The sequence below is a fragment of the Enterobacter sp. CPE_E863 genome (genome assembly GCF_046521465.1).
In the GTDB taxonomy this organism is placed as follows: domain Bacteria; phylum Pseudomonadota; class Gammaproteobacteria; order Enterobacterales; family Enterobacteriaceae; genus Enterobacter; species Enterobacter adelaidei.
Window position 1 is genome coordinate 2,779,803 of the sequence record NZ_JBKFZX010000001.1, and the last position, 13,130, is coordinate 2,792,932.

Below are 13,130 nucleotides of genomic sequence, written 5' to 3' on the forward strand. Positions count from 1 at the left end.
TTCTCTTTGTCGGTGAATTCACTGAGACTACAGACAAGGCCACGACAGACTTCACAAAATGAAGGTGATGCCCGCAAACCGCTACCCACCACTACGTACGAATGATAGTTTATTCAGGCTGGAATTGTCGCAGCGAGCGATTTTCTGGCATCTTAACCGAACCTGACTTTCCCATTTTTGTTCAAGTGACGAGTTTGCGAGCAAAGCGATGATAAAGTGGCCCTGGAAAACGAATGAGGCTGGCCGGGATGTGGCGCTGCCATGGGATGACGCGCTGACGATCCCTGTTCTGGCTAATCTAAACCCGGATGAACAATCGAAACTGGTTCAGCTAGCGGATCGTTTTTTGCAGCAAAAACGCCTGGTCCCGCTGCAGGGATTCGAACTAGACCCGCTGAAAAACGCGCGTATCGCCCTGTTGTTTTGCCTGCCGGTTCTTGAACTGGGTATCGAGTGGCTGGACGGTTTCCACGAAGTGCTTATCTATCCCGCGCCGTTTGTTGTCGATGACGAATGGCAGGACGATATCGGGCTGGTGCACAACCAGCGCGTGGTACAGTCCGGACAAAGCTGGCAGCAAGGACCGATTATCCTCAACTGGCTCGATATTCAGGACTCGTTCGATGCGTCAGGTTTTAATCTGATTATTCACGAGGTGGCGCATAAGCTCGATACCCGCAATGGCGATCGCGCCAGCGGCGTGCCATTGATTCCGCTTCGTGAGGTTGCGGGATGGGAGCACGACCTGCATGCCGCGATGGATAATATCCAGGATGAAATAGACCTGGTGGGGGAAAGCGCAGCCAGCATTGACGCCTATGCGGCGACCGATCCCGCAGAGTGCTTTGCGGTACTCTCTGAATACTTCTTCAGCGCACCAGAACTCTTCGCCCCCCGATTCCCGGCACTGTGGCAGCGATTCTGCCAGTTTTACCAGCAAGATCCCCTGCAGCGTTTACGGCAGAATGAGGATGCTGGCGGCCATTCTCCCCGCCAGGTCCATTAATTTTTTTCAGCAAGGGGACGCTCAGTTGATCGCACCCCTATGCTGAGCACTAAAAACATCAATGCCATGCCTAATGCAGCCATCGTTAAAAACTGTTCACCGTAAAAACGTGTCACTACAGGTACCAGCAGCGCGCTAACACCGTAGCCTAATGTGTGGCTGGTGGCGATCGCTCCCGCCCCTTTGCCCGTGGTTAGCCGATCGTTAAGCAGTAGCTGATATCCCGGTGTTGCCATGGCTGCCCCGAGCGACGTAATGACAATCCCCACGTAGAAAAGAGCCAGACCCGCCACAGACATCAACCCAAGCCCCACTACCATCAATACCGCGGCCATGCAGAGCAGTGTCACCGGGCTGAAATATTGCGGGCGGACCACCAGAAACTGCGCCGCGAGCGTGGCCAGCGCGGCCAGGCTCAGCAGGAGAGCAACATGATGGCTGATGTCCCGGGCGTTACCCTCCAGCAGCGGGCTAAGATGCGGTGACAGGCCAAGCTGCATTAAACTCACCAGGGCCGCCAGCAGCAGCGCCAATAACAGGAACGGCAGCATTGAAGCCCGCAAACGTGTCGACTGATGCGCCACTGGCGGTAACGGTGGGTCCGCCACTTCGCGAAGCACTAGCAGCAAAGCGATGAAAGGCGCAATCGCCATCAGCCAGAGCGGTGCTACCGGATTGACGCTGAGCATCAGCGCCGCCAGCGGTGGCCCAAGCAAACGACCACAACTCAGGCCGGAGCTAATTGTCGCCAGTGCGGTCATTCTTTTTTCCAGCCCCGCGCGCTGGATAGCCCACGTCTGAGCAGCAGGCACCAGACCTGAGACCGTCAGACCATAGAGCGTGCGCGAGAGAACCAACCCCGTCAGGCCCCAGACCTTATCCAGCATCCCGGCCGCCATCGCCCAGACCACCAGCGACATCACCCCGAAACTGACCAGATAGCCACTCAGCGAGGCCAGCATCACGACCTTACAGCCATGTCGCTCGCTCTGGCGTCCCCACCAGGGCGATGCGGGTAAAAAGAGCATGGATCCGAACATCAACAGCCCGGCCCAGACCGAAAGCGAAAGCCCTGTCTGGGTGACCAATTGCGGAAGCATGACCAGCAAACCGTTTTGCCCAATCCCTAATAAACCTGCACATAACGCCAGGGGCCAGTTGGCTTTTGGGGTGACGTTTTCCGTCAACGTTTCAGAGTCAGTGCGCATGAGAATGTGAACATAGTGTCAATAAATGTGTGGAAATCATGAAGTTTATGAAAACAAATATTGCAAAAATGGTTGCGACTGTAAACAGAATGAATATCATAACGAGAATTATTATCAATCATGGAATGAGGTTCATCTATGCGTACTCTGCCCCGCTCCGCCGGTACAGACGTTGCGGCCCAGTGTTTTTTAAACGCCCTGTTGCGTGAAACGAAGGACTGGCACTATCACTCCGCAACCTCTGCGGATGAGTTATCGCACATACATATTCCGCTTTCTCCAGCCCAGGCTCTTCGGGTTCCGGTACGGTATTTTTCCCCGACCCAGCATCATCAGTACTGTTTCCCGGCAACGCTTATCCAAAGTGACAATGACAGTAGTGACGCCGTCACATTCCACCAACTGATTGATTTAATTCTTGAAAAACCGTCAATAAAAGGTTCACTGGATGCCGATACGCTGGCGCGTTTTAAGCAACGCGCCCTTGAAAGCCATGCGCACACCTGGCAGGCGATTGATTTGCGCCACAGCTGGCCAACCCTGCGCGATAAGCCACTAAACTTTGCCGAAGCGGAACAGGCGCTGCTGGTCGGCCATGCATTCCACCCTGCGCCAAAGTCGCACGAGCCGTTTAACGAAACCGAGGCGCGTCGCTATTTACCCGATTTCGCTTCTCGCTTCCCGCTGCGCTGGTTCGCCGTTGAGAACACGCTTATTGCCGGTGACAGCCTGAATGTTTCCCTGCGCGAACGTTTACTGCGCTTTGCAGCCCAGAGCGCCCCTGAACTTCTCGGCCACTTCACCGACACCCGCTGGCTGCTGCCTATGCATCCGTGGCAGGCGGAGTACCTGCTCGGCCAGGAGTGGTGCCAGCGGCTGGTGACCAACGGTTCACTGCAGGACCTGGGTGAAGCGGGCGCACAGTGGCTGCCAACCAGCTCTTCACGCTCGCTGTACAGCGAAACCAACAGCGACATGATTAAGTTTTCCCTCAGCGTGCGCCTGACCAACTCCGTGCGCACGCTGTCGGTGAAAGAAGTTAAGCGCGGGATGCGTCTGGCTCGTCTGGCTAAAACCGAACGCTGGCAAGATCTACAGGCGCGCTACCCGACCATGCGCGTGATGCAGGAAGATGGCTGGGCGGGGCTGCGCGACGAAAACGGCGTGATTCAGGAAGAGAGCCTGATGGCCCTGCGCGTCAATCTGCTGTTTGATACTCCGGATACGCAAACCAATGTGCTGGTGAGCCTGACGCAGGCCGCCCCAGACGGCGGCGACAGCCTGCTTGCCGCTGCGGTGCGTCGTCTGAGTGAGCGCCTGGATTTACCGCTCGCCCGGGCCGCGCGCTGCTGGCTGGACGCCTATTGCGACCGCGTATTACTTCCGCTGTTCAGTGCCGAAGCCGATTACGGTCTGGTCCTGTTGGCACACCAGCAAAACATTCTCGTTGAGATGCAGCAGGATTTCCCCGTCGGGCTTATCTACCGCGACTGCCAGGGCAGCGCCTGGACCGAAGGAGCCGACGCATGGCTGAAAGAGGCGGGCGAAACTGATGTGGAAAACCGCTTCGGTGAGAGCCAGCTGCTGCGCTACTTCCCTTACTACCTGTTGTTGAACTCTACCCTTGCCGTCACCGCAGCCCTCGCCGCCGCTGGTTTCGACAGCGAAGAAAACCTGATGACACGCGTGCGTGACGCGCTGGCCGACCTGCGCGCTACGGCGAAGCAGACCCGCTGTCTCGACTACGTGCTCGACAGCCCGACCTGGAACTGCAAAGGCAACTTTTTCTGCTATTTGCACGATCGCAACGAAAACACGATTGCAGACCCGGCAGTGATCTATTTCGACTTTAGCAACCCGTTTTACAAGGAGAAGGTGTGATGGCTAACGCGAACATCGTTCATTCCGGCTACGGCTTTCGTTGCACCGCAACTGACACGCCCCTGCCGCTGACGTTGGGTCTCGACGGTAGCGCGGTGCTGGAGCGCCTGCGCGATATCCCGGACGGCTGGCTGGCTGAAGCGCTGGATCAGCTGTTTGTCGCCGCGCCTGCCCTCAGCGGGATCACCCTCCCCTGGGCTACCTGGAAGGATGAACCGCAGGCACAGGCACTGTTTAACCACGCGTGTGGCGATTATCTGGCGCGCGAAACTTTCTGGCAGCTGCCGCTGTGGCTGAAAGGTGAACGCCCCCTGGCCAGCGGCGGTATGCAGTTTGATGAGAGCCGTCAGCTGTACTTCCCGCTGCGTCCTCACCGCCCGCAGGGCGAGGTATACCGCCGTTATGACCCACAAATCAAGCGCACCCTCAGCTTCCGCGTGGCCGACGTGGCGCTGGACGGCGAACGCTTCACCCACTGGATGAATAACCCGCGCGTCAATGCCTTCTGGGAGATGGCCGGACCGCAGGCCGAGCAGGAAAACTACCTGCGTCGTCAGCTCGACTCGACCTATTGCTACCCGGTTATCGGCTGTTTCGACGACCAGCCGTTCGGCTATTTTGAACTCTACTGGGCTCCAGAAGACCGTATTGGTCGCCACTACCGCTGGCAGCCATTTGACCGTGGGCTGCACATGCTGGTGGGCGAAGAGAACTGGCGTGGTGCGCAATACATCCGTAGCTGGCTGCGCGGCCTTAGCCACTATCTGTATCTCGATGAACCGCGCACCACGCGCATTGTCGCCGAGCCGCGCTTCGACAACCAGCGCCTGTTCCGCCATCTGGCGTCTGCCGGTTTTGATACCGTGAAAGAGTTCGACTTCCCGCATAAACGTTCGCGCCTCATCATGAGCCAGCGTCATCGCTTCTTCAGCGAGGTGGGACTGTGAACGCACTGTGGCAAAAAGTGAACCACGAGATGGTGGCGAAGATCCTCGCCGAGCTGGAATACGAACGCACCCTGCGCGCTCATTCTCTGGCCGCCGACAGGTGGCAAATCACCATGGGGGCGGAGAGCTGGCAGTTTCATGCCACGCGCGGGATCTGGGGCTGGCTGCATATCGATCCAAATAGCCTGACCACCGCCAGCGGTGCCGCCGTGGAAGCGGAAAGCGCGCTGCTACAGCTGGCGACGGTGCTGGAGATGAGCGATGCGCAAACGGCGGAGCATCTGGAAGATCTCTACGCGACGTTGCGGGGCGATATTCAGCTTTTACAGGCGCGTGAAACGCTGGATGCCGACGCGCTCATTCATCTCGACCCGGATGAATTGCAGTGCCTGATGAGCGGTCATCCTAAGTTTATTTTTAACAAAGGACGCCGCGGATGGGGTCTGGATGCACTGCGCCAGTACGCCCCGGAATACCGCGGGCGTTTTCGCCTGCACTGGGTTGCCGTTCAACGTGAGCATCTGGTCTGGAGCAGCGACGCCGATTGCGATATCAACACCCTGCTGGCCAGCACCATGGACAATGCCGAGCGCGCGCGGTTTGACGCGCGCTGGCAGAAGCTGGGTCTGGACGACAACTGGCTACCTGTGCCACTGCATCCGTGGCAGTGGCAGCAAAAAATTGCCATTCATTTCCTGGCGCAGCTCGCGCGTGGTGAGATGGTGGAACTGGGGGAATTTGGCGATGAGTATCTGGCGCAACAATCTCTGCGCACGCTGACCAACGCCAGCCGTCGCGCGCGGTATGACATCAAGCTGCCGCTGACCATCTACAACACCTCCTGCTATCGCGGCATTCCGGGCAAGTACATTGCCGCCGGGCCGCTGGCTTCGCGCTGGCTGCAGCAGCAGTTCGCCACCGACGCCACGCTTACCCGCTCAGGCGCGCAGGTGCTTGGCGAACCCGCAGCCGGGTATCTGTCGCATCCGGGTTATGCCGCCTTGCCGAAAGCGCCCTATCGCTATCAGGAAATGCTGGGCGTGATCTGGCGCGAAAATCCGTCGTGTTATCTGCAGGACGGTGAACAGGCGGTGCTGATGGCGGCGCTGATGGAAACCGACAACGCAGGGCGCCCGCTGATCGACGCGTGGATTAAACGCTCGGGCTTAAGCGCCGAAGCGTGGCTGGAAAAACTGTTTGAGGCAACGGTGATCCCGTTTTATCACCTGCTCTGCCGCTACGGCGTGGCGCTGATCGCCCACGGCCAGAACGTGACGCTGGTGATGAAAGACTCTATTCCGCAGCGCATCCTGCTGAAAGATTTCCAGGGCGACATGCGTCTGGTGGATGAAGACTTCCCGCAGGCGGAAAGCCTGCCGGAACAGGTGAAAGCCGTGACGGCACGCCTGAGCGCGGATTACATCATCCATGACCTTCAAACCGGCAACTTTGTCACGGTGCTGCGCTTTATCTCGCGTCTCACCCAGCAAAGCGGCATCAGCGAAACGCGTTTCTATCAGATCCTGGCCGGAGAGCTGCGCCAGTATATGGCGGCTCACCCGGATCTTGCTGAGCGGTTCGCGAAATTCGACCTGTTCAAACCGCAAATTATTCGCGTGATCCTCAACCCGGTCAAACTGACCTTCTCCGAACACGACGGCGGCAGCCGCATGCTGCCGAACTATGTCACCGACCTTGATAACCCTCTTTTTCTGGCCTCCCGGGAGTCAGCACAATGAAAACCTATGATTTCATCGGCATTGGTATTGGCCCGTTTAACCTCAGCATCGCCGCGCTGGCGGAAGGGCTGGACGGTTTTAGCTCGCTGTTCCTTGAGCGCAAGCCGCATTTTTCCTGGCACCCTGGCATGATGGTGCCGGACTGCCATATGCAAACCAGCTTCCTCAAGGATCTGGTCAGTGCCGTCGAGCCTACCAACCGACATAGTTTTCTCAACTACCTGGTACAGCGTAAAAAGTTCTACCGCTTTCTGACCACCGAGCAGCGCACCGTTTCTCGTGAGGAATTTGCCGATTACCTGTGCTGGGCGGCGGAAAACCTCACCAACCTGTCATTCAGCCAGCAGGTACAGCAGGTGAGTTTTGATGAGAAAAACGGCCTGTTTGAGGTGGTCACTCAGCGTGACCGCTTCCTGGCACGCCATGTCTGCGTGGGGATTGGCAAACAGATCAATCTTCCTGACTGCGTCACAACTCAGGACGATACCTGCTTCCACGCCAGCGAGATGATGCTGCGCACGCCGGATCTCGCGGGCAAGCGCGTCACTGTTGTCGGTGGCGGCCAGAGCGGTGCCGACCTGTTTTTGAATATTTTCCGTGGCGAGTGGGGCCAACCGTTGAGCCTGAACTGGGTATCGCGACGTAATAACTACAACGCCCTGGATGAAGCCGCTTTTGCCAACGAGTACTTCACGCCGGAGTACGTGGACAGCTTCTCCACGCTCGGTGAAGAGGCGCGTCGCCAGATGCTGCACGAGCAGAAGATGACCTCCGACGGTATCACCACCGAGTCTCTGCTGGCGATTTATCGCGCCATGTACCACCGCTTCGAAGTGCTGCGTGAAAAACCCTGGGCGCATCTTTTGCCGTCCCGCTCGGTGACCGAGCTTACGAGGCTGCAAAGCGGGCAGCGCCTGGCAATACAGCATCATCTCGACGGCGGACGCGAACAGCTGGAGACCGATGTGGTGATCTTCGCCACCGGTTACCGCAGCGTACAGCCTGCTTTTCTCGCCCCACTGTCTCACCGCCTCCATCTGGATACGGACGAAGCCTTCTGCATTAACAACGATTTCACCCTCGAATGGGACGGCCCGCAGAGCAACCGCCTGTTTGCCGTGAATGCCGGGATGCACCGTCTCGGTATTGCTGAACCCCAGCTCAGCCTGATGGCCTGGCGTGCCGCACGAATTTTGAATCGCGCACATGCTGACGAGCCGTTTGAGTTGGCTACCTCCCCTAGCGTGATCCACTGGCGTACCACCACCAGCCCGGAAAGCAGCCAGGTTTTTAAATCGTTATCAAAAACGACTGAGTACTGACACACACAATCAGGATCGACATAACAATGAAACGTTCTCATCTTTGGGTTTTAAATCCTTGTTTGCTTGCAATGCTTTCTACCTCTGCGTGGGCGGAAGAACAAAAGGAAGAAAATATCGTTGTCTCCGCCAGCCGTGCGCATCGCAGCGTGGCGGAGATGGCGCAGACCACCTGGGTCATTGAGCGGGCTGAAATTGAGCAGCAGGTTCAGGGCGGAAAAGAGATTAAAGAGGTACTGGCACAGCTGATCCCGGGTATGGACGTCAGCAGCCAGGGACGCACCAACTACGGTATGAACCTGCGCGGCCGTTCGATGATGGTTATGGTCGACGGCGTACGCCTGAACTCGTCCCGCAGCGACAGCCGACAACTGGACTCTATCGATCCGTTCAACATCGATCGTATTGAAGTGATCTCCGGCGCCACCTCGCTCTACGGCGGCGGCAGCACCGGCGGCCTGGTGAACATCGTCACCAAAAAAGGCCAGCCGGAGACCGAAGTTGAGTTCCAGACCGGAACAAAAAGTGGCTTTAACAGCCATAACGACCACGATGAAAACGTGTCGGCAGCCGTCAGCGGGGGCAACGACAATGCTTCCGGTCGCCTGTCGGTCTCCTATCAGCGCTACGGTGGCTGGTACGACGGCAAAGGCAACGAGGTGATCATTGATAACACCCAGACCGGCTTACAGTATTCAGACCGTATTGACGTGATGGGGACAGGCACCATCAACATCGACGATCGCCAGCAATTGCAGCTGACGACGCAGTACTACAAAAGTGAGTCAGACGGTAAGCATGGGCTGTATCTCGGGAAGAACTTCTCGGCGGTAACGGGAGATGCTGACGCGTACAACAAAGGGAATCTCGACTCTGACCGCGTGCCGGGTACCGAGCGCCATCTGATCAACCTGCAGTACTCCAATACCGATTTCCTGGGCCAGGATCTGGTTGCGCAGATTTACTATCGTGACGAGAGCCTGACCTATTATCCGTTCCCGACCCTGACCAAAGGTGTGGTGACCAGTATCGGCGCCTCTCAGCAGAAAACCGATTTTTACGGCGGTAAGCTGACGCTGAACAGCAAGCCAGTGGATGATTTGAACCTTACCTGGGGTGTCGACGCCGACCACGAAACCTTCGATGCCAACCAGCAGTTCTTCAACCTGAGCAAAGCCGCGGCGAGTGGCGGCATGGAGCTGGACAATGCGTATAACGTAGGTCGTTACCCGGGTTACAGCATCACCAACCTCGCCCCGTTCCTGCAGGCCAGCTACGATATTGACGCCATCACCCTGAGTGGCGGCGTGCGTTACCAGTACACCGAAAACAAAGTAGATGACTTTGTGGGTTACGCGCAGCAGCAGGCTATCGCCACTGGCAAAGCCACCTCCGCAGACGCGGTGCCGGGCGGGAAAACCGATTACAACAACTTCCTGTTTAACGCCGGGATCCTCGGTCGCCTGACCGAGCAGCAGCAGGTGTGGTTTAACTTCTCGCAGGGCTTTGAAATTCCTGACCTGGCGAAGTACTACGGTGCCGGCACCTATCAGCTCAGCAATGGTCACTATCGCCTGCTGAATAGCGTGAACGTGAACGACTCAAAACTGGACGGTATCAAGGTTAACGCTTACGAGCTGGGCTGGCGCTACACCGGCGATAACCTGCGCACGCAGGTCGCGGCCTACTACTCGCTCTCGGATAAAACCATCACCATTAACAAGACGGACATGACCATCAACCTGGAAGACGACAAACGTCGTATCTATGGGGTGGAAGGTCAGGTGGACTATTTCTTCACCGACAGCGACTGGAGCACGGGCGCGAACTTTAACGCCATCAAGTCTGAAACCCGTGAAAACGGTAAATGGGAGAAGCTGACGGTTGACAGCGCCAGCCCGTCGAAAGCCAGCGCATGGGTCAACTGGGCACCGGGCGACTGGACCTTGCGAGTACAGAGCACGCAGACCTTTGACGTCTCTGACTCCGACGGCAAGAAGATCGATGGCTATAACACGGTCGACTTCCTGGGCAGCTACGCCCTGCCGGTGGGTAAAGTCAGCTTCAGCGTGGAAAATCTGCTGGACAAAGACTACACCACCGCCTGGGGCCAGCGCGCGCCGGGGCTGTATAGCCCAACCTACGGTGCACCGGGCCTTTATACCTACAAGGGCCGTGGACGCACGTTTGGTCTGAACTACTCCGTACTGTTCTAATACCGCGCGCCGCCTGCGGGCGGCGCATTTTGCTGTGTAATTTCGAAGCAAATTTACTATAAAATCAGCGATTTGCTGAAATTGTCGGCAAACGAACGAAAAGTGCGTTTTCACCCTTTGACAAGGCGTACCGAGGTCGCTACTATGCGCCTCGTTCACACGATTCCTCTGTAGTTCAGTCGGTAGAACGGCGGACTGTTAATCCGTATGTCACTGGTTCGAGTCCAGTCAGAGGAGCCAAATTTGAAAAGCCTGCTTTTAAAGCAGGCTTTTTGCTTTTCTACGTCTCTGATGTTAACTCAGAATCGCATCCAGCCTGGCAATCACTTCATTTACCACGGCGTCAGGTATGCGTTCCAGTCGCATGCCGTTCCGGGCCGCCATATCAATGGTTCTGGGCTGATCGCAGCGAATAACGCCCATTGTTTTTGTCCCCGCCCCTTCCAGTGAAACGGTGAAACCTGCTGTACGAGCAAAGTTACCGCCGCTGGTGACGGGAACCACTACCGGTAGCCGGGTCAGCTTATTAAACGATGCCTTAGATACGATGAGTACCGGGCGTTTTCCACTTTGCTCGTGACCAGCAATCGGATCCAGTGAAACAAGCCAGATTTCCCCTCTGTCCATTTACAGGTTCTCCTTACCCACCGCAGGCACATCAATCCATTCCCGATCCTCTTCGCTCATTTCAGCATGCGGATCGCACTGCGCCAGCAGCTCCTCAAGGGAATAATGAGGCCGTTTCTGGGGTTCAATAATCAGGCAACCATTATTAATGGTCATGCCGACTTCGCTGTCCGTCGACAGTTCCAGCGTTTTCAGCACGGCGGGAGGAACCGCCAGCATGATGGATCCGCCAACCTTTTTCAGGCGAGTTGTATACATAGCACACCTCCGAATATTATATTTTAATATAACATCCATGGAGGTAGGTGTACAATTAGTCATCAGATTCAGGGTGATTTCCTTTTCGTAATTAAGTGGGCAGAAAGCTGTTATCCCTCGAAGGGCAGCGCAGGTGGGAACGAAGTGCGTCACTAAGAAGGCAGATAATAGAAAACTGTTTTTGCGGTTTAAAGGATTATGCCGGATAGGATAAACGAAATGCGAGGCGGCTTCCGGATCGGAGCTGCGCCCGCAGTCTTATCTTTCGACCGGCGGAAAGACCCGTAACGCTAAGGCAGCCTGGCAATCACCTTAATCTCAAACTGAAATCCGTACAGCCACGTCACGCCGATCCCCGTCAACGTAGGGTAAGGCGCTTCCCCCCAATATTCTGGAAGGATACTCCAGATAGCGTCGAGGTTTGACTCGGGATCGACGACAAAGAGGGTAACATCAACCACGTCAGCGAACGTGCAGCCCGCAGCCGTAAGAACAGCATTAAGGTTATCGAATGCCAGCCGGATCTGAGCTTCTAGATCCTCTTCTGGCGAACCATCCTCCCGGCTACCAACCTGCCCCGAAACAAACAGAAAACCGTTGGATTTGATGGCAGGTGAATAGCGATTGCGCTCATAGAGCGCCTGGCGTCCGAAGGGAAAAACGGCTTCGCGTGTTGTCATGTTTGTACCTTTGTAATGGGGCGAAATCTGCCCGGTGAACATAAAGACACTTTACAGGTGTAGGATCGGGCGGATAAACAAGCGACTTTGTCCAACATTGTTTGTAATATCCAAACAATCGGTGAAAAGAGAGGACAAGGAATGGACCGTTTCGATGCGATGCGCGCCTTTGCTGCGTGGTGGAGGCAGGCAGTTTCACAAAGGCTGCCCAAACGCTTCATATGAGCAAAATCACGATGACACAGCTTATTCAGCAGCTTGAAACGCGCCTGCGCGTCAAGCTGCTCCATCGCACCACCCGCAGGCTCGGTGTCACTCCTGATGGCGCGGTCTACTACGAGCGCGTCATCCGTCTGCTGGCGGATATGGAAGATGCTGAAAACAGCCTGTCCAGTTCGGCGATGACGCCCAGGGGACGGCTACGGATAGATGTGCCCACTCCTCTCGCCCGTCTGGTGCTGGTACCCGCGCTACCGTCTTTTCACGCACGCTACCCTGATATTCAGTTCGACATGGGCGTGAGCGACCGGGTGGTGGATCTGATCGGCGACAACGTGGATTGCGTCCTTCGCGGTGGCGAAATCAACGATCAGTCCCTGATCGCACGCCATGTCGGCGATTTGCAAATGGGTGTTTACGTCGCACCGAGTTATGTGGAACGCCTTGGCGCCCCTACGCATCCGCGAGAGCTGGAAAACACCGACCATCGCATAGTGGGATTCTTGTCCTCACGCACCGGTAAGATTGATCCTCTGGTTCTGCACGGTGAGAGTGAACATATTGAAATAAACTGCAGCTATGTGCTTGCAGTGGATGATGGCAACGCTTACCTCGAAGCAGGGCTCGCGGGATTAGGCGTGATTGCGCTGCCAGTCTATATGGCTGCGGCACATCAGGCTGCCGGCTCTTTGATTCCGTTGTTTACACAATGGCGTATCAGTCCAATGCCCCTGCACCTGGCGTTTCCGCCGAACCGCCATGTCAACGCTAAACTGCGCGTTTTTATTGACTGGATCGTTGAATTGATGCAGCAACATGTCCCTAACTCCAATAATAAGTAACGACATTCCAGCCATTCGTTCATCAACATCGATTAGCGATCATTCTGGTGGTCTCGACAAGCAACGTTCCCATTAATTGACGTGCTATCGGGTTATTTTCCTCCCGCTTGTCCTGTTATGTATTCCACTACTAAATATAATCATTAATATCAATAACACATAACTATCATTCAGCAACAATTGAT

The 13,130-nt window shown here is 56.1% G+C and carries 10 protein-coding genes, 1 tRNA gene and 1 pseudogene; 8 read left to right on the forward strand and 4 right to left on the reverse strand.

The genetic code is table 11. From position 1 onward, the window contains the following. Positions 1–208: 208 nt before the first annotated feature. Positions 209–1,006: a DgsA anti-repressor MtfA gene (mtfA, locus tag ACLHV8_RS13820; RefSeq protein ID WP_028019616.1), complete on the forward strand. Its 798-nt coding sequence runs from the start codon at positions 209–211 to the stop codon at positions 1,004–1,006. Here the strand turns inward: mtfA and ACLHV8_RS13825 are convergent. Next, positions 1,003–2,214 (reverse strand): MFS transporter, encoded by a 1,212-nt coding sequence (locus tag ACLHV8_RS13825; protein WP_208594322.1) that lies wholly within the window; start codon positions 2,212–2,214, stop codon positions 1,003–1,005. The two genes, mtfA and ACLHV8_RS13825, sit on opposite strands and share 4 nt — an antisense overlap. Positions 2,215–2,352: 138 nt before the next feature. Between ACLHV8_RS13825 and ACLHV8_RS13830 the strand changes: the two genes are divergently transcribed. From ACLHV8_RS13830 to ACLHV8_RS13855, 6 genes are all read left to right on the forward strand, one after another. After that, positions 2,353–4,095, forward strand: coding sequence for an IucA/IucC family protein (locus ACLHV8_RS13830; protein WP_208594321.1), 1,743 nt, complete (start codon positions 2,353–2,355; stop codon positions 4,093–4,095). Next, positions 4,095–5,042, forward strand: a complete 948-nt coding sequence (locus ACLHV8_RS13835; protein WP_208594320.1) for a GNAT family N-acetyltransferase — start codon at positions 4,095–4,097, stop codon at positions 5,040–5,042. Before ACLHV8_RS13830 ends, ACLHV8_RS13835 begins: the two co-directional genes overlap by 1 nt. After that, complete coding sequence (gene iucC, locus ACLHV8_RS13840) at positions 5,039–6,781, forward strand: aerobactin synthase IucC (protein ID WP_274620546.1); 1,743 nt, start codon at positions 5,039–5,041, stop codon at positions 6,779–6,781. The genes ACLHV8_RS13835 and iucC overlap by 4 nt, the downstream gene beginning before the upstream one ends. After that, complete coding sequence (locus ACLHV8_RS13845) at positions 6,778–8,103, forward strand: lysine N(6)-hydroxylase/L-ornithine N(5)-oxygenase family protein (RefSeq protein WP_208594319.1); 1,326 nt, start codon at positions 6,778–6,780, stop codon at positions 8,101–8,103. Before iucC ends, ACLHV8_RS13845 begins: the two co-directional genes overlap by 4 nt. 26 nt (positions 8,104–8,129) lie before the next feature. Continuing rightward, on the forward strand, positions 8,130–10,319 hold the full coding sequence (locus ACLHV8_RS13850) for a TonB-dependent siderophore receptor (protein ID WP_410376960.1): 2,190 nt from the start codon (positions 8,130–8,132) through the stop codon (positions 10,317–10,319). Between the two features lie 164 nt (positions 10,320–10,483). Further along, a tRNA-Asn gene (locus tag ACLHV8_RS13855) sits at positions 10,484–10,559 on the forward strand. A gap of 54 nt (positions 10,560–10,613) precedes the next feature. On the opposite strand, the gene ACLHV8_RS13860 is transcribed toward ACLHV8_RS13855, so the two are convergent. From ACLHV8_RS13860 to ACLHV8_RS13870, 3 genes are all read right to left on the reverse strand, one after another. Then, a complete protein-coding gene (locus ACLHV8_RS13860) occupies positions 10,614–10,946 on the reverse strand; it encodes a type II toxin-antitoxin system PemK/MazF family toxin (RefSeq protein WP_208594317.1) in 333 nt (110 codons plus the stop codon). After that, complete coding sequence (locus ACLHV8_RS13865) at positions 10,947–11,204, reverse strand: antitoxin (RefSeq protein WP_237993420.1); 258 nt, start codon at positions 11,202–11,204, stop codon at positions 10,947–10,949. It abuts the gene before it with no gap. A gap of 290 nt (positions 11,205–11,494) precedes the next feature. Continuing rightward, positions 11,495–11,884: a RidA family protein gene (locus tag ACLHV8_RS13870; protein ID WP_208594315.1), complete on the reverse strand. Its 390-nt coding sequence runs from the start codon at positions 11,882–11,884 to the stop codon at positions 11,495–11,497. Positions 11,885–12,025: 141 nt separating this feature from the next. On the opposite strand from ACLHV8_RS13870, the pseudogene ACLHV8_RS13875 reads away from it, so the two are divergent. Further along, positions 12,026–12,945 (forward strand): annotated as a pseudogene (locus ACLHV8_RS13875) (LysR substrate-binding domain-containing protein). Positions 12,946–13,130: the final 185 nt, after the last annotated feature.